Below are 18,964 nucleotides of genomic sequence, written 5' to 3' on the forward strand. Positions count from 1 at the left end.
GCAACTGCTTACAATTCGTAACAAAAATATTATTTATTCTTCTGGATAAACTCCTTAGGCGACATACCATATGCCTTTATAAAAGCCTTGGTAAAGTAAGAAGCCGAGTTAAATCCCACATAAAAAGCAACCTCATTTATCCGCATTTCACCTTCCAGAAGTAGTTTGCAAGCATGCTTCAACCGATAGTTACGAAGATAATCGCCTGGAGTGGTTCCACAAATTCCTTTTAGTTTGCGTTGAAGGTTGGAACGGCTGATACTTAATATATCTGTTAACGACTCTACAGAGAATGTTTCATCAGAAAGATGTTTCTCTATTTCCTCGTTTAGCTTACTCAGGAATGTTTCATCGCTTTTATTGGTAACCAAAGTAGCGTACGATGCCAATGGAGAACGGTTAAAAGCCTCAAGTATAGTTTTCCTGTTTTCGAGTAAACTTACTATCTGGGCTTTCAGGAAGGAAGTTGAGAATGGCTTTTCCATAAACACTTCGGCTCCCGACCGCAATCCCTCTACTTTTACTACATTATCCGTTTTGGCTGATAAAAGAATCACAGGGATATGACTGTAATTTAAATCGGCCTTTATCTTCTTGGTAAAAGATATTCCATCAATATCGGGCATCATAATATCCGAAATAATAAGATCGAAATTCTTTTCTTCCAGTAATTTCATTGCTACAGTTGCATGCAAAGCTGTATCTACCTGATACTCGTTTTGCAAACAGTTTTTAATAAAAGAAGTGATATCCGGATTATCGTCGACAACCAAAATGCTGTTTTTATGCAGATTGTGGGTTTCTTTTGGCAATGTATCAACAAGCGTCTTCTTTTCTTCTTTACTTGCCTGTTCTATCGGAATAGAAATATCGGTAAAAACAAAACGAAACAGTGAACCACCCATGGCACCATCTTTAACTTCTATTTTACCTTCGAGCATTTTAGCCAGATTCTTAACTAAAGATAATCCAATACCAGACCCCTGTTTGTTGTTATCCGGTTGGATTTGATAAAACGGATCAAATATAATTGATTTAAGATCATCAGGAATTCCTTTCCCATTATCTTCTACACTCACAGTATAGAAATTATTATCTACCTCTAAGGTTAAGTTTATTTTATCTGTTGTAAACTTAATGGCATTGGTAAGCAAATTGTCTATTATCTTAGTCAAAGCATCCGGATCGGATACCACAAACAGTTCCTCGTTGGCAGGCAGATTCAATATAAAATCTATTTTATTACTCTGTGCAGTTTTCCTGAACCGATAACATAACTCACTGATATGTTCCTTCAAATTTATTCGTTCTACATTAAGTACATATTGCGAGGCATCCATCTTTCTGAAATCCAGCAACTGATTAATTAACACATTAAGCCGGTTACAGTTCCGTTCTATGATTGAAAGGTTTTGTTTGGTTTCTTTTCCACCTTCGCCCAACAGAATAACTTCTTCCAATGGTGCTTTAATTAAACTTACCGGAGTACGTATTTCATGAGCTATATTGGTAAAGAAATCAATTTTAGATTTAAATGCCAATGTTTCTTGTTCGGCCTTAAAAGTTTCCAGGTCTCTTTTTTGCTTCTCTTTGTTTTTGTTCCAGTAAAAAGAAAACAGGAAATAAGCAAATAATATAAACAACAACAGATAAAGTATCCGGGCCGACAGTGACCACCAAAACGGAGGCAGTATTTCTATCTCAATGCAACTACCTGTTTCGTTCCATACACCACTATTGTTGGATGCTTTTACTTTGAATAAATAGTTTCCTTGTGGCAAGTTTACATACGTCACATTTTTATTATTTCCGGCATATATCCATTTGTTATCGGCTCCTTCGAGCATATAAGCATATTCGTTCTTTAACTGCGATGGATAACTAAGGCTTACATACGAAATGGTAAACGAAGAGTTAGTATGAGGAAGCACTATTTTTTGTTTCTTATTGATCTGTGTCTGAATTTCGGTTTCTAACTCCGGGTCGGTATTACTCAACAATTTAAGATGTGTTATTTCTACTGAAGGAATTACCTGATTCTGAATGGCTGTGAGGTCTTGCGGATAGAAACAGTTAAAGCCGTTGATACCCCCAAAATAAAATTTCCCATCCCGGGTTTTATGGCACGACTTGTAATTGAACTGATTACTTTGCAATCCATCTTCTTTTGTATAGAGCCTACAAGCGGCCGGATTTTCTATGTCGAAGTTCACAATACCTTTGTTGCAGCTTAACCATAAATTTCCAAAAATATCATCCAACACACCATACACTACACTATTGGGCAAGCCGTCGGCTTCGGAAATGTTTGTGAAACTATCTGTTTGATGGTTATATAAGAAAATGCCTCTTCCTTCGCTGGAAAAAATCAACCGTTTGCGGCTATCAATATAAACATGGGTTAATTTACTGTCTACAACAGGATTATCTGGTGGCAGTATGGTTGAGTAATTTATCCATGATGCTGTAGAAACATTATACCTGATCACTCCCTTCCCATAAGAAGCTATCCACAAATCGCCCGTATCGTCTTCTTTCATATCATAAACAAAACCATTTACTTCATGAATCCGTTGAAATGTTCCGGTATCTTGGTTATATTTATTGAGTCCGGCAGGTGTTCCGGCATAAATATCTCCCGAACGTGTTTTATAAAGAGAAAAAACACAATCATCATTCAAGCTACTCGCATCGCCGGCATTATTCCGAAGATTTATAAGTTTATGGGTACGTGTATTATAAATATCAATTCCGCGCGAAAAGGTTCCTATCCATAAATTGTCTCCATCTAACAGCAAAGCATGGGTATTGTGATAGCTTGTTTTAATGGGTTGAGTTATCTGCTTGGACTTCACATTGAAATAGTTAACACCACCATCTTCTGTTGCAATCCACATATTGCCTTCTTTATCTTCGCAAAACTGGCTCACTGCTTTCCCCGAAAGCATTCCGGAACTTATATCGGAATAGTAAGTTTCAATGGGTTGTAAAGATACATTGAGATAGTTTATACCACCAAAATAAGTTCCTATCCAAATTCCTCCTTCTTTATCTTGTGCAATAGAGTATACATTCTGATCGCTCAGGCTACTTTTTGATTGTGGTATATCAATGCGGCGCGATGTTAATTGATCGGTATCAAACAAATAGAGTCCGTCGTCCGAACCCACAAGCAATGAATTGTCGGTATATTGAAACAAGGCTCTTACATGGGTTACATAATAAGATGAATCCTGTAAACCCAAGTAGGTTACATTATCGTACGATTGCTTATTATAGCACCGGATACCATTCAGCCAAGTGCCCAGCCAAAGATTTCCTTTTTTATCTTCCAACATTGTAAGCACTTCGTGTTCGGTATTTAGCGGACTAAACAGATTTTCAACTGCCTCAAGTTTATCTATATTAGAGTTGTAGCGTAGCAGCCCCAACCGGGTACCAACCCACATTGTTCCCGACCTGTCGCCGTATATATTCCAGATAGCGGTATTGTCCAGATTGTACCGTACAACCTCTACTTGCCTGAGTTCCCGGGTTTGTGTATTGTAGTAATATATTCCCTGATGTAGTGTGCCAATCCATATATTCTGTTGTTTGTCAATATATAAACTCGTTATTGCCGAAGACAATGTTTCACCGTTTAAGCGTATAAAAGTTTCATTATCGGGATTCATTACATACAGTCCAACATCGGTACCTATATAAAAGGTTTCATCGTTTGTTTGAACAATACTCCGAATGAAATTATTTCCCAATGATCCCGGATCGTTTACTTTGTTTCTGAATGTCCGAAAGCCTGCTCCATCGTATCGGTTCAGTCCGTCTTTTGTTCCAAACCAAAGAAACCCTTTGGAGTCTTGTAAAATACAATAAACGGTATTTTCGGATAATCCTTCGTCAACTTGGGTTCTTTTGAAATGAAAATTGGTGTACTCTTGTGCAAATAAAGGAATACAAAAGGATGATATTAATATTGTAAATAGTAGTTGTACTGTTTTCATGGCAGTAAAAATACAACGAATATCTCAATAAATAAAAATCACTCCTCTGAATTTCAAAACGCGGAGTTACGCTAAGTTACGCGGAGTTTCCAAAACTCCTCTACACAGAAGTTTAAAATGCAAATTTTGTCGTCATTCAACACGCGGAGGTTTTATTCTACTGATTAACAATATGTTAAATGCGTGTTGAATGGCGTGTTGAGAAACGTTGTTACAAATATTTCGTCACGCTTTGATGAGGGTAAAAGTGTGATCTCTAAAGGACACCAACAGAATCTCGGTAGGAAACCAACGGTTTCACGGTAGGAAACCAACTGTTTCACGGTAGGAAACAAGTTGTTTTCTACATAGGAAACGACTTGTTTTCTACATAGGAAACAGTTGGTTTTCTATATAGGAAACTACTTGTTTCACTGTGCAAAACAAAAATGAAACTAGTTGTTTCATGCGCATCTCGCGTGCTGTTAAGCCAACGGCTAGTGTAGGCCTTCTATTTCTATTTTGAAAGTAGAAGCAGGTAAACCTGCCTCATTAACAAGGTTTGCCCGTGTATAGGGTTGCCACCCATAGCGTACCCACTGTGGAGTAGTTACATGTTGATGCCATATCATCAACTTGTTTCCACTAATAATTTTGTATTCAGCTGGATAATATTGTTCGTCTTTTCCGGCTATCTCTAAAGTACGTATCTCTTTTCCGTCGGAGGTTGACAGGCCGTCTCCATAATTGAATAAAATTACTGCTGTATCTTTTATGCATTGAGCTTTTTTAACCAGCGGTCCGGATGGTATCAGTTGTTTTTGATACGTTTCGTGTAATGCCCACCGGGCCAGTCTTTCGCCAATATCTTTTTTATGTTTGGGATGCACATCCAACGAATCACCCCGGTCGCTACTGACAGCCATCTTTACATTTGGTATTTTATCCATAAACAATCGCTGACTGTTACGAAACCAAGGCCAACTTGGACGATTTATACTTGATAACTGCACATAATAAAACGGGATATCCTGTTGCCAGTGCGTACGCCAGCTTTTTATCAGTAAAGGAAACAATTTTTCGTGAGCCTCTACATTGTGTGCATTCGATTCGCCTTGATACCAGATAACCCCTTTTACAGTAAACTGATTGAGAGGAAGAATAGCCGATTCGAATAAATATGTCGGTTCGTAAGGATGTCGTTGATACTTATTGTTGGACTTAGCCATATTTTGTTTTGCACGTTGCCGCACCCATGGTTGAATAAAATCATTTTCGGTCCAGTTATAAAGTATATCCGGGAACTCTGTTTCCAATGTTTTCCTGTCAATCCATGATTCGGTTGCCGATCCACCCACAGCATTAATTATCAGTCCCACAGGTACATTCAAACTATCAGCCAGCATATTAGCAAACGAAAAAGCCACAGCCGAAGTTCGGGATGCTGTTTCTGTATTACAAACAGTCCATGTAGTATGATGAAAATAATGTAAATTGTTAATTGAATCAAGTGCAGGCTTGCTCCACTCAACAGCATTGGTTCGCCACCGAGCTTTTGTATCATAGATACGGATGGGCTGTTGGTTGGCACGGTTTAATAAATATTCTTGTTCGCTTTTTACGGTTTGACGTACTTCGAACTCCATGTTCGACTGTCCTGAACAGAGCCATACCTCGCCAGCCAACACATTTTTATAAACCAGTTTACGGTTGTGCGACGAAACTTCCAGTTGATACACTTTTCCTGTTTGTAGGGGAGCCAATGTAACTAGCCATTTACCCTCAGAAGAAGTTATCGTTTCTTTTTTCTGATTACCGATAGATACTTTTATTGTTTCTCCTGCATTGGCTGTTCCGGCAATAGTAAGTGGCTGGTTGCGTTGTAATACCATATTATCTGAGTAAACCGGCGGAAGTTGCAGGTCGCCAGAAGTTTGAGCTTGCAACGTAAAAGTAGCTAGTAAAAGAAGAACTAACAAATAGGGTTTCATTGCTTTTATATTCTATTTTATAATATCCTTCAGCTTCACTGCCTGAAATACCATGTGTGCAGTACTGCCTTCGTATAAAATGCCAACCGTTTCTTCATCAATCATGGTTAAACAAGAGTATCCCCATCCATGATCTTCGTCGAGCAATACCTGATATTCTGTTGGAAAAGATAACCCTCCGTCAAGACTGGCTTTAATAGTGATCATGTTTCGATCTTTTGTTGTGTTAGGGTTAGAAAAAAGCAGAATATCTTTATGAAGACAATTATCTTTTGCATTTACCTGAATTAAACTTGCCATACAAACCGACTCACGAAGTACACTACGAGATGAAGGATGTTTTTCCCATGTTTGGCCCATATCCTTGGTGGTGTATACTGCCCGGCTTCCTCCCCGGTCGTCTCGCATGTTCAACATCAATACTCCGGGTGATACTTCGGCAACTTGTGCTTCGGTAGTGTTTTCGCGGGGTGCATTGTGTAAGTGCCATGTTTTACCCCGGTCTTTGCTGTAAATAATGCAAGAGGATGGATCGCGGTCTTCGTTTATAAACTGGGCTGCAAACACCAAGGTCCCATCTTGCATAGTGATTCCCATACCGGGTCCCTGTAATAAAAAGTACCACTCGGGTTTCTTCACCTGATTGGTAATATTGATGGGTTCCGACCATGTTTGTCCGTCATCGTCGCTATAGACCAACATTAATTGGGCGGTTTTGGCATCCATTCCCTGCTGGGAGTTATGCCAGGCGCGTCCATTACCCATTCCCTGTGTCCAGGCAGCAATTACCCATACACGCCCAGTGAGTTTATCTACCAGAATGGCAGGATCGCCTACTCCATTCTGTGCACGGGGCAGTCCGTTGTTCTCACCAAAGCTCATGGCTATTCGCATAGGTTCCCATGTTTGGCCTTTATCGGTACTGCGGCTAAGGCCTACATCAACATATTCTTGTAAGTCGGCACCGTTGTTATAACGTACATCGTACACGCCAAGAAGTGTTCCTTTATTGGTAGTTACCAGTCCGGGAATACGGTAAGCAGCCACTTCGTCGTCACCTGCATAACGAACGCCAACACCCATACGCCGTGTTATATTCGTTTCATTGTTTTCTATTGCAATAATTTTGCCATCAGCTTTTGCTTCTGTTAATCCAGCTGTTAATACAGCTGTTATCGGAGTGTTGGGCTTTACTTCTATACTTACCCAAAAGTAATTTATTCCTTTACATAGCTTTTGATCGGCTTTTAATACAACTTTTTTTGTTATGTTGCTTACTTCCGACTTTTTTATAGAATATGATTGGTTAGCCAACCGGGTATAGAGCGGATTGTTTCTTGATAGGTATTGTACCGGAGCATAATAAGTGCTTCCTTTTTTTTGTACACTTTCTGTACCACCATAGTATAGTTTCAAAGACCTTATGTCCGAAAGCCGAATATCTCCATCTAAATCAATAGTAATTTCATCTAATTTATGTTTACTTTCTGCATTAAGACGAATGTAAAACAAGACGTTATCCTGCCGATCTACAAGAATTGGTATTTGAGGTTGTTTTATTTGCACAACATCTTGTGCAGCAAGATTAAAGACACAACAACATAATAAGATCAGAAAAGAAATGTTTTTTTTCATACGAGTATTAGTTTATTTAGATGGTCGTAAAAGTACAACTAATATCTTAATTAACAAAAACACTCGCACAAACCAAATAGCATGTTGTGCGAGTGTTACAAAGTAAAAGTGGTATCTGTATTTGTGGTATCTATATTTGTGGTATCTGTATTTGTTTTTGATTATCGTGGCATATCCGGAAGTTTCCAACCGTTACAATAGGTATGTTTAATCATCTCATTTGCGAATTCAATAGCATTAACAGGATCTGTCACTGCTTTATCAAACGACGGATGCCCGTCTTTAATGGTAAAACCGTCTCTGATAACCGATGTTACTGTTGCATTTGGGTTGATGTTTGTAAACTGCATGTTCTGTCCATCCCACTCCAACACCTGATTTAATCCTTGCAGGCGAACAGCCATAACACCCATTACTACCATTTCATTGAATGGACCTGCTTCGCTGAAAGGAGAAGTAGTTTCAATACGGCTTCCTACCGATTCTTTACATGCACGCACCCAATCCATTTCGTGGCTTTCGCGTACTTCTCTCAGCACTTTAGGAGCACTGGGTACACGTCCTGAAAGCAACCAAGGTTCTACACCGTAGCTACCACATATCAGTGTATCTTTTGTTCCATGGAAAATTACTCCCCCACCGCTGTTGTAAAGGTCTTTACCTTCGGGCATGCCTTTAGGACGCATAGGTCTTAAACCACCATCGAACCAAACAACTTCTACTTCGGGCATTGCCACCTTTGGCATATTGTCTCGTGCTGGGAAAGTAAATTTAACTGTCTGAGCGCTAGGTGCACAATCGGAAAGTAAAAGAGTAGAGCTTCCTTGTACTTTTGTTGGGTATCCTAAGTTCAATGCTTTAAACACCGGATGCAAGATATGACAAGCCATATCGCCAAGTGCTCCTGTACCAAAATCCCACCAACCTCTCCAGTTCCATGGGGTATAAATAGGGTTGTAAGCGCGGTGTTTTGCCGGGCCTAAAAAAAGATCCCAGTTTAATGTTTTAGGAACTCTTTCTGCTCCCTCGGGTCTGTTTAATCCTTGTGGCCAGATGGGACGATCGGTGAAACTTTCAACTTTAGTAACCTCACCAATCTCGCCATTCCATATCCATTCGCATACTTTGCGTACTCCTTCGCCCGAAGCACCTTGGTTACCCATTTGTGTGGCTATTTTGTATTTATCGGCCAACCGGGTAAGCAAACGCGATTCGTAAACTGTATGTGTTAACGGCTTCTCACAATATACATGTTTACCCATTGTTATGGCATCGGCTGCTATAATAGCATGTGTATGGTCGGCTGTTGCAATCATAACAGCATCGGCCGACTTGCCCAACTCTTCAAACATTCTGCGATAATCGTAGTATCTTTTGGCATTTGGATATTTTTTAAATACATGGTCGCTGTACTTCCAGTCTACATCTGCTAAACCAATAATGTTTTGGCTTGATAATGCGTTAAGTACTCCGGCTCCACGTCCACCAATACCAACACCCAGAATGTTTAGTTTATCGCTTGGTGCAACATGCCCAAACTTACTACCAAACACCGTGCTTGGCACTATTGACAAACCAGCGGCAGCAATGGCTCCTGTTCTAAGGAACTTTCTTCTTGACATTTTTGATGACATAATATTTTTCTTTAAAGTATAATACTAATCCAACATTTTCACTTTTATATTGCGAAACCACACATCGTCTCCATGATCCTGAAAGCCGATATAACCTTCTCGGTTAATGCCTCCGCAGTTGGTCATCAGATAGTAAGCATCTTCCCACTCGGTTACTTTGAACTTACTATTTTCCAGCATTTCTATCCATTCGGGTGTCCAAAGCGTATATTCTACTACCTTCTTGCCGTTTTGGAAATGCGTTACTGTTCCATTATCAACTCTAATTTTCACCTTATTCCATTTGCCATACGGTTTGGCATTTTGTGGTTTAGCTGCAATCAAGTCGTACAAGGAAGTTGCTTGGCGGTTCCCATCTTTTCCCATTTTTGCATCGGGGTGGTTGGCATTGTCTAATACTTGTGCCTCGGGTGCGGATGCCACTGCATACTGTCCGGGAATTTCCTGAATCATATACAGTACACCAGAGTTTCCTCCTTTCGATATTTTCCACTCCAATTCCAACTCAAAGTTTTTAAAACGATGTCCGAAGATGATTTCTCCGCCTTTGCCTGCTTTCTTTGAGTCAAACTTCAAGGCTCCATCTTCAATAATCCATTTGTCGGTAACTTTATCCAAACAATAACCTCTCCAACCATCTAATGATGTTCCGTCGAACAAGGTTATAAATCCATTCTTGTCTTTCTTGTATTTCGACAAATCTACCTGTGTCTTCTCTATTTGTGTGTACTTATTTGTATAATCTTCAATCATTTTCTGGCATAGTTCAGGATTATCGGTAGTAATATAATCTGCTCCCATACCAATTAACCGTTTCATTCGTACAGCATCATTTACTGTCCAAACGTTTACATTGATTCCTAATGCGTGTGCCTGATTTACCCAATCCAGATTTTTATCGAAAGCCCCGAAGTGATAATCCATGGCAATACCTATTTCTTTCAGTTGTTTGGGCGAAAGATTTCCATTTAGGTAAGCAACCTCTGCCCCAGGCCTCACACGAATAATTTCTTTGCAGATATCTAAGCTGAAAGCAATATACTCGGTTCGTGATTGTAATTTGTATTTATCAACAAGTGCTAATACTTTCTCTACCATAACCGGAATATCAACTTGCCGACAGCTCTTAAGTTCCAGTATAAGTTTTATATTGGGGCAATTTTGTGCATGCACTAAGTATTGCTCCAGGCTTGGAATAATTTCGCCTGTGCTCAGTTGTATGTCTCGCAGTTTATCGTAAGGTGTATCGGGTATATACAGGCCATTTATCTTGTCGTCGTGATAAACAATGAGGTTTTTGTCGGCGGTTAACCAAACATCGAATTCACAACCATAACAGCCAATCTCATGCGCTTTGTAGAGCGAAATGATTGAGTTTTGTGCAGAGCCCGGCGTATTCCAATAACCGCGGTGAGCAATAACTTTGGGTTGGGCAATAGCCAAAATTGATGCACCGAGTAGTAAGAACGAAATAAATAATTGTTTCATGGTTTATAATATTTTAGAATAGAAGGAGTTATCGCTTCGCTAGGAGTTAAAGCATTTCACTTTTCACCGTTTCCCAGTCTTGTTTAATATCCATTTGGTTGGCTATGTCCCACAGCGAAGTTTCCATTTCGATAAGGTATTGGGTTGATACAATCCAGCTTTGAATCCAGCCGGTAAGCGTTGACCAAACACCCCATCCTGCATCAGCATTCGAAGCCCAGTAGTCCCACTCCTGATAGTTGAATGCACGAAACCAAGCGCCATCAATATCTTTAAAACGTTCGCTGCGTACTTGTGCCCGAGTCATAAAATCGGACAAACGAGCTACTGCCTCTTTGTGTTTTGGATTACCTGTTGCCTCTGCTGCTTCGTGCAAACCTATGAATGCGAAGTTGTTGGTATAGAGCAAATCGGCTACTGGATCTCCATTTTCGTGAATGAGTGGAGCCTCGTGCTTTCCATATTGACTGTTTGATTTAGTGCGTCCAAACATTCCACCAGCGGCATCTCCTAGTTCTTCGCGTATGGCTCCACTTTTTACCTGATTAATGAGCAATTCGTCTACCATAAAATTCAGCCATCCAAGATGTTCATCGGTGGGCTCTACTCTTACTAACCATGCCAGAGGTAAAATCATACGTGCACGTTCTTGTTGAATGCCATTAGTCCATTTCCATTGTGATGGATATGCTTTCATGGTATGCCTGATTCCTGTTTTTGCCAAGTTGAGCAGGGGCTCGTAACCTGTTTGATTATAGAGCCAAAGGTAACATGCCCACAACCACGATTCGAAGTGTGGATGCGGACTTACAAGCGAATGTGTTTGGTAATGCTTCAGTCCGTTGGCTACCATATCAGGCCCTTCGAGGCGGTCGCCACGAAATCCTTCTAAACCAGTGGTGCGGAAGTTTGCCACTATATTTTCTATCAACATCCGGTTCCAGCGATTCTCACCTAATGAAGGAGCAGCAGCTAACACCCCTAGAATGAAGCGTGCATTGTCATCGCCATAAAACACCTGAGGGGCAGTAATGGCCCAGCCCATTAGTCCATGTAGTGGACTTTGAGACTTATCCTCAATGAAAAATGTTTCGAAAGCATAGTCGAGTAAGTTTTTGGCTACCTGTGCGTGTTCGGTATTGCCATCGTGCCGGGCTGCTAGTGCAAAGGCCATAGCCGATTCGCCTTGTACATCGTTTCGTATCCAATAACGATACCTTTGCGATCCATCGTGATAGATAAATGAGCAATGTCCCTCGAGTACACCCATCGAACCGTCTCCATTGGGTGCATTGGCAGGTAGTGGAGGACCCACAGGCATTGAACCGTCACCAATATACTGGTCTACATAGTCTTTTTTCCATGAGGGATGTATCAGGAAATGTCCGTTATAAAACCACTCAATACCTTTACGGGCCGATTGTAGACGAGCATCTGTGGGCAAAGGCTGACTTTCATCGAAAGCCGACGATAAATACGACAGATGATTGTTTAGCAGCACCTCACCACTGGTAAGCGAACTAAGAATAGCCTGCCATACCAACCTCCACGAGCGTTCGGGGGTGAAACGCACAGAGGCAAAGCGGCTGAGAGGTGCGGTGCTAAGCAATATGTTGTGATTATATTGATAGAGTAAAGGATGTACCTCGGTATCAGAGAGTCCATAAACAGCCCGATCGAAACCAGCTACGCGAGCTACCACCAACAGTGGGTGTTCGGTTTGGGCAGGTAAAAGGTAACTGCCATTAATGTTCAACAGTTCCATAGAAGATAAACCTGGAAAGAAGAGACTGTCGGTAACTACTACGCGTTCCAGCGTTAGTGGTTTGCCAGAGATGGTATCGCTGTTTATCAATGTATATTCGGCATATACATGCAGATTCTTTTCGGCGATTTGTGTCACCTGATCGGCAGATAGTGTTTCGGCACATTGAGGATAATTGTGAGGAAATATTAGCAACACACCGTCTTTGGGGGTAGATTCGATAGCTTCTTGAATGGTAGGAAAAGAAGTCACCTTGTATCCTTCGCTATGGAGCAAATCAACAAGATCGTTCTTTGAAGCAGATACACAGTAGATTGTTTTTTCTGATTTGCATTGTGTAGTAAATCCTACAATCAGCAATAAACAGATAAGCTGCCAGAGGAAGAAGAGATTTCGCTTCATGATTCTATTTAAATTTAATATCCACATATATGGGCAAATGGTCGGAAGCCATTCGTTCTGTTACTACTACTTTGTTCAAGACTTCAAATTTATCACTATTTTTAATAAATATATAATCGAGTGTCCATTTTGGATCGACCGAAGGATGTGTTTTGATGGTAGTGTCGGAAAGTAATGCCCACTCAGCATTCATAAGTTTGAACTCATCACTCTGAGGTAACATATTGAAATCGCCGGTAATAAGTGTCGGTTTATTATATTCTTTTACTGCTGCATGAATAATCTGAATAGATTCTACACGCGAAGGTGCCCGTAGAGAGAAATGCGTATTACACAGAATGTAATCGTTGTACTCCATCAATAGAAAAGTACGCGGTTCTTCGATGCCCGGAAGGGCTATGTTTTTATAAGAAAGGGGTGCTTCTTTAACCAATGCAGCAATGCCATATAACCCTTTCGATCGTGGAGTTGCCGAAGCAAAAACTGGTTTCAATCCGGTTAATTTAGCCAATTCTCTAACTTGATCTACCCAGCCCGAACGCTCAGCAACACTATCAACCTCTTGAAGCCCAACATAATCGGGTTTTATTTTATTAATTACATCGGCTGTTCTCTGTAAACTGATAGAGTCGTCCATACCAATACCAATCCGGATGTTATAGCTCATCACTCTCATGGTAGTTTTTCCTGGAGCACAACTTATAAAAGAAATGAAAAGAATAAAGATTAATAAAGAAGTTTCTTTTCTCATATATAGAATATTTATTAAAACAAGTCTAACTGTATAGAGGGGTATAAACCTCTCGGATGATTTTACTTTCATCCAAGAGGTTTTGTAAAATGTAATATGATTAATATCCCGGATTCTGTTTCAATTCAGGATTCAATGTTAGTTCATTGATCGGTAACGGTGCCAGATAGTGTTTTTCCGGATCGAATCCCCAACCATCTTTAGCTGGCGAGTTCAGGTAAGGAGCTATATATCCATCTTGAACAGCTATTGCACTAGGGTTGAGTGCAGGTTGAAAATCATCTTTTGCCTCCACAAATTGTTGGAATTTAGCTCCCAGCATCGGTCTTTTAATAAGATGAGAAGCAGCCCAACGCATCAGGTCATCGAACCGATAACCTTCGCAAGCCAGTTCTACACGTCGTTCTCTTCTTATTTCATTTAAAAGTGGTGATAATTCCGGGAAGTCCCAGTTAGGATCTTCGAAACCAACATTTGTTTCCAATCCGGGCATATTTACCCTGCTTCTTATCTGATTGATGGTAGCGTCCAGTACCTCTTGTGTACACTCGTTCAGCTCGGCTTTTGCTTCGGCATAATTCAACAGTACTTCTGCATAGCGGAAGATGATGGCTCCCTGATCATTTTTTCCGTTATGATTTGCTGCCGGATCATAAAATTTATAGAGTCTGTATCCTGTAGTATTGCGTAAACGATCTTCCAGAGTCAATTCGGGTACTTTATAATAGAATGGCGTTCCATTTTGATACACAAGTATTCCTTTATGCGTGTAAATTGTTTGCGACAAGCGAGGATCTCTGTCTAGAACAAGAGAATCTACATAATCGTCTCCTCTATAAAGTTTGCTAAGGCTTATTGGTTTTCCGTCTGTACAGAGGTAAGACTCTACCAACGATTTCGAGATACCGGTATTGGCACTATTTACCATTGTGTTTTGTGCATAATGGAAATTCTCTAACGAGATATCGTATTTCCGCCAAAGCATAATGTCTTTAAAACCAGAGTAATCCGATTTGTTGAATAAAGACCTATAGGCATTATCAGCTTCCGAATCGGCTTTTTGAATGGCAAATAAACCTCCATCCATTACTTTCTTGGCTGCTTCGGCTGCTTTTTTGAAGAATTTATCATAGTCGGCATTGGCCACACCAAATTCAGTACCTTGATGATATTTTTCCCAAGTACCCTCATACAAGGCAATACGGCTTTGGAGCACTAAAGCTGCATCGCGGTGTAAACGGCCTTGTTCTACATGGGTCATTGGAGACATCAAACGTGCAGCACTATCCAAATCCAGAATGATATGATTGGCTATTTCGGCTCTGGATGCACGTGGTGCATACAATTCCGGCGAATTTGTTTCCAGAGGTTTATCATACCAAGGCAAGTCGCCAAACTTTTTCATCAATGAGAAATAGTACCAGGCTCTCCAAAAGTACATTTCGCCGATATATTGATTTACCAAACTGCGTTGTTCGGTTGTTTTGTGGTAGTTACATAAGAAGAAATTAATACCTCTTATGTTTCCCCAATCCCATCCGCCACCAGATGTGGGAACGGTTATTGTTCCTGCTATTCGCGAATCGTAAGCGTAGTTCCCCGATAGCATATTGTCCGAACTTTGATCGATCCCGGCAATACCCAAACCGTGTGCATTGCCAAATGTTGGCAGCGATCCATAATATTTATTGGAATAAAGCTTCATTTCTGTAACCGAAAAGGACATTTCTTTATCAGTAATGAAGTCCAGAGGTGGACGATCCAGAAAATCTTCACACGACATTAACCCAAGCGCCATAACGCTTATCATATATAATAACTTACGTGTTTTCATCTTATAATATTTTAGAAATTAAAAATCAATATTCAATCCAAAAGAAATGGTTTTATAATAAGGATAAGTTTTTCCGGCTCCGTAAGATCCATACGTTTGTTCCGGATCGAAGTTCTCGGCTATCGGAGAGAATGTTAACAGATTTTCTCCACTCAGATATACTCTAACCTTGCTCAAACCTATTTTGCTGGTAAGTGTTGGACTGATAGTATATCCCAACTGAATATTCTTCAGACGCAGATAAGCAGCATTTTGCAAGTAACGCGATTGTGTATGATGATTTTTAGTTGCTTCCCAATTGCTATAAGGTTTCGGGTAATATGCCTTGGAGTTTTCGGGTGTCCAAAAATCTAAATGTTCTTTATAAATATTCTGACCATATCCACCTGTTATCCCCCAGAATAGAACACCACCATTACCTGTTTCGGCAGGAACATAATTGCGCTTGCCTACACCTTGCCAAAACATATTGAAATCGAATCCTTTCCAAGTGGCACCCATATTCAACGAATAGCGGTAGCGTGCTTCTGTGTTACCTATTATTGCAAGGTCACCATGATCATCGAGGGTATTTTTACCTTTATTTACTTTTCCGTCGTCATTCAAATCCTTATATTCAACATCACCTAACGACCACTGTCCATAAATGTACGATTGATCCGGAATGTTATCCAGTTGATCTTGCGTTTGGATAAGTCCAGTGGTTTTATATCCCCAAACTTCGCCAATACGCTGTCCTTCGTAATAAGTAGACAATATTTTTGTCGGGTTATTGTATTTTGTTATTTTCGACTGATTGTCGGAAAGAATAAAGTTAACATTGTAAAGGAATTCGTCTCCGATTCTATCGCGCCATCCTATGCTTAATTCAAACCCATTGGTTCTCATATCAGCATTATTCATTTTAGGAACCGAAGCACCCAGTACCGATGGATATGCATTGGCAGGACCAAACATGCCCAAAGTAGAACGGGTATACCAGTCGAAAGAGAGGTTCAGGCGATTGTTCAACATAGCAACATCAAGTCCAAAGTCGAGTGTACGCGACTCTTCCCAAGTTAGGTTTGCACTAACTAATCCGGGAGCTCCCAATGTGTTTGGCAATTCTCCATTCAGTAAATAGCTATATTTTGTACCAATGTTCACTTTGTTCAGGTACAAATAATTGTCTACATTTTGATTTCCTAATGATCCGTACGACCCTCTCAGTTTGAAAGTGCTGATATCTTTGATTGGCCAGAATTTTTCTTTTGCTATGTTATATCCGGCCGAGATGGATGGAAAAAATCCAAAGCGTTTGCCTCTTTGAAACTTCGATGTACCATCGTATCTACCATTAAACTCAATCAGATAGCGTTCATCATAGTTGTAGCTGAAACGCATGAAGGTACCAGTGGTTGCCCAATGTGATAATGATCCTTTGGTTGTTTGGTCGCCAACAGCAACACCAAAAGAGGGCAAGTCTAAAGCTACCAGATTTAAAGCTTTGCCATACAAATATTTGTATTCGCTTAGTTCGGCCTGCTGACCAACAGTGGCACTAAAGAAGTGTTTTTTTATCTGCTTTTGGTAAGAGGTGTATAGGTTGGCCACATAATAGTCCGATTGTGTCATCGATTCTTCATACCAGTTAGTGGTATTCATCACCGGATCGCCCGACACAGTGTATTGCCATGCAAAAGGTTTTATCTGGTCTGCTATTCTGATAGCTGTATTCCGGTACGAAAGTTCCAGATTTATTTTCCAATCTTTCAATGGTTCTATCTCCAATGCTCCCATAATGTTGACCTGATTGGTGCGTTCGTTTCTGCGTCCTTCCCATTGACGAGGCATATTAGATGCTTGTGACCAATTTCCGTTCGGGTCTTTCAACGACCAGTTAGGCCAACGTGTAGAGGCTTGATGCCACCAGTTTCCAATATCGTTATTATGACCAGAAGAGGGTAGCCCCATATCATCTCTAACCAAACGTGTACGTAAATCTGCTCTCATCCACGATAGCGGTGTCAGGTGCAAGTTTGCTGTGATGTTGTAGCGCTCGTGGTTTTCGTTACCATAACGTAAAAGCCCACCTTCTTTAAAGTAACCAACACCAACGTAATAGTTTGTTTTCTCATCCCCACCACTTATAGTCACATTATGTTTCTGGTTGATTGTATTCGATTTGAAAAAAGCTTCATACCAGTCTACATTATCGTTTGCCAATGTTGCATACGACCATTGACTAGGATTACTTGGATTAGGTACATTGGAAGGAGTATTTTTCGGATCGGCCATGTAAGCCTTAATTCTGTTTATATGATCCTCGCCGAAATAGGGATTTTGTCCGGCATTCAAACAAGCAATATTGTAGGCTTCAGCAAATTCCAATGAGTTTGTCATTTTAGGCATCTGTATGGCACTCGACGAACCAACCAAAGCACTATAAGATATTTTAGTTTTTCCCTTACCCTCTTTTGTTGTTATTAAAACAACACCATATGCTGCACGTGCACCATAAATGGCAGCCGAAGCAGCATCTTTTAAAACGGTAACAGTTTTAATATCTGCCGGGTTAATGTTGTCGATAACATCTACTGGAATTCCATCAACTACAAATAAGGGCGAAGTAGCACCACTAATACTTGTAGCACCACGCACATTGTAGTTGATTGTTCCACCGGGTCCTCCATTTGGAGCAATATTCAGGTTCCCAACAGCACCTTGTAAAGCCAAACCAATATTTGCTACAGGACGGTTAGCCATAATCTTTTCATCTACCTGTTCAACAGCACCTGTTAAATTGATTCTTTTCTGTTTACCAAATCCAACAACAACAACTTCATCCAGAAACTCTGTATCAGAAGTTAATACAATTCTTAAATTAGAGTTGTTTTTAACAGGAATCTCTTGTGTTTTATAACCAATATACGAAACAACCAAAATATCGGTTGTTTTTACTTGTAACCGAAACTGTCCATCTATATCGGTTATTGTACCTGTACTTGTATTATCACCTTTAACAAACACATTTGCCCCAATGACAGTTGTAACACCATCTTCATCGAATACGACTCCTGAAATGGTTTGCGTGTTTTGAGCGGAAACTGTCCCAGCAAAAAACAGAAGGCAGATAATTGCAGTTAGATTATAAACTGCCTGTTTTAGAAAGCTCTTTTTTTTCATACTTTGTTGTTTTTTAAGGAATTCATGCGATAATAAGGTGTCGTGCCCTTCTCTTCAAGTAGAATGATTGTGGTATCCATTCTCTTTTTAATGTTAATTAGTTTCATAAAATAAATTTAATTTGTTAACAATAGTTTTTCTTACATAGTTTTGTTCATAAGCATTGATTTTGTATTAATATTAAATGATATTAGCCTGAATTATTCATATTCCAGAATGGAAGGAGTTAAAGGGAGTTATCAGGAGCTTTGCTCCTTAGGAGTTATAGCTCTAACATCTAAAGCTTTAACTCCTAGCGAAGCGATAACTCCTTCCATTC

At 40.1% G+C, this 18,964-nt stretch carries 8 protein-coding genes and 1 pseudogene; all 9 read right to left on the bottom strand.

Features of this window, described 5'->3' with window-relative positions; genetic code table 11:
* Positions 1-29: 29 nt before the first annotated feature.
* Positions 30-4,001 (bottom strand): hybrid sensor histidine kinase/response regulator transcription factor, encoded by a 3,972-nt coding sequence (locus tag D0T85_RS09020; protein ID WP_163212418.1) that lies wholly within the window; start codon positions 3,999-4,001, stop codon positions 30-32.
* Between the two features lie 476 nt (positions 4,002-4,477).
* Positions 4,478-5,908, bottom strand: a pseudogene (locus D0T85_RS09025) (sialate O-acetylesterase); the annotation flags it as partial.
* Positions 5,909-5,983: 75 nt separating this feature from the next.
* Positions 5,984-7,606 (bottom strand): sialidase family protein, encoded by a 1,623-nt coding sequence (locus D0T85_RS09030; RefSeq protein WP_163212422.1) that lies wholly within the window; start codon positions 7,604-7,606, stop codon positions 5,984-5,986.
* Between the two features lie 161 nt (positions 7,607-7,767).
* The gene (locus D0T85_RS09035; RefSeq protein WP_203558441.1) at positions 7,768-9,240 is read right to left on the bottom strand and encodes a Gfo/Idh/MocA family protein; all 1,473 of its coding nucleotides are present in this window, start codon (positions 9,238-9,240) and stop codon (positions 7,768-7,770) included.
* A 24-nt stretch (positions 9,241-9,264) separates the two neighbouring features.
* The gene (locus D0T85_RS23185) at positions 9,265-10,728 is read right to left on the bottom strand and encodes a family 16 glycoside hydrolase (protein WP_370459945.1); all 1,464 of its coding nucleotides are present in this window, start codon (positions 10,726-10,728) and stop codon (positions 9,265-9,267) included.
* Between the two features lie 46 nt (positions 10,729-10,774).
* Positions 10,775-12,895 carry a hypothetical protein gene (locus D0T85_RS09045; RefSeq protein WP_203558442.1) on the bottom strand — a complete coding sequence of 707 codons (2,121 nt, stop codon included), beginning with the start codon at positions 12,893-12,895 and terminating at the stop codon, positions 10,775-10,777.
* Positions 12,896-12,899: 4 nt separating this feature from the next.
* Positions 12,900-13,646 (bottom strand): endonuclease/exonuclease/phosphatase family protein, encoded by a 747-nt coding sequence (locus tag D0T85_RS09050; RefSeq protein ID WP_239060682.1) that lies wholly within the window; start codon positions 13,644-13,646, stop codon positions 12,900-12,902.
* Positions 13,647-13,746: 100 nt separating this feature from the next.
* Positions 13,747-15,480, bottom strand: coding sequence for a RagB/SusD family nutrient uptake outer membrane protein (locus D0T85_RS09055; protein WP_163212424.1), 1,734 nt, complete (start codon positions 15,478-15,480; stop codon positions 13,747-13,749).
* Positions 15,481-15,498: 18 nt separating this feature from the next.
* The gene (locus D0T85_RS09060) at positions 15,499-18,645 is read right to left on the bottom strand and encodes a TonB-dependent receptor (protein WP_163212426.1); all 3,147 of its coding nucleotides are present in this window, start codon (positions 18,643-18,645) and stop codon (positions 15,499-15,501) included.
* Positions 18,646-18,964 lie beyond the last annotated feature (319 nt).

The sequence above is a fragment of the Bacteroides sp. 519 genome, from assembly GCF_010500955.1.
Taxonomy (GTDB): domain Bacteria; phylum Bacteroidota; class Bacteroidia; order Bacteroidales; family Bacteroidaceae; genus Bacteroides.

What these genes read in the sequence shown, in the direction of transcription:
- D0T85_RS09020 (WP_163212418.1), bottom strand. Translation starts at nt 4,001, where the DNA reads ATGAAAACAGTACAACTACTATTTACAATATTAATATCATCCTTTTGT.
- D0T85_RS09030 (WP_163212422.1), bottom strand. Translation starts at nt 7,606, where the DNA reads ATGAAAAAAAACATTTCTTTTCTGATCTTATTATGTTGTTGTGTCTTT.
- D0T85_RS09035 (WP_203558441.1), bottom strand. Translation starts at nt 9,240, where the DNA reads ATGTCATCAAAAATGTCAAGAAGAAAGTTCCTTAGAACAGGAGCCATT.
- D0T85_RS23185 (WP_370459945.1), bottom strand. Translation starts at nt 10,728, where the DNA reads ATGAAACAATTATTTATTTCGTTCTTACTACTCGGTGCATCAATTTTG.
- D0T85_RS09045 (WP_203558442.1), bottom strand. Translation starts at nt 12,895, where the DNA reads ATGAAGCGAAATCTCTTCTTCCTCTGGCAGCTTATCTGTTTATTGCTG.
- D0T85_RS09050 (WP_239060682.1), bottom strand. Translation starts at nt 13,646, where the DNA reads ATGAGAAAAGAAACTTCTTTATTAATCTTTATTCTTTTCATTTCTTTT.
- D0T85_RS09055 (WP_163212424.1), bottom strand. Translation starts at nt 15,480, where the DNA reads ATGAAAACACGTAAGTTATTATATATGATAAGCGTTATGGCGCTTGGG.
- D0T85_RS09060 (WP_163212426.1), bottom strand. Translation starts at nt 18,645, where the DNA reads ATGAAAAAAAAGAGCTTTCTAAAACAGGCAGTTTATAATCTAACTGCA.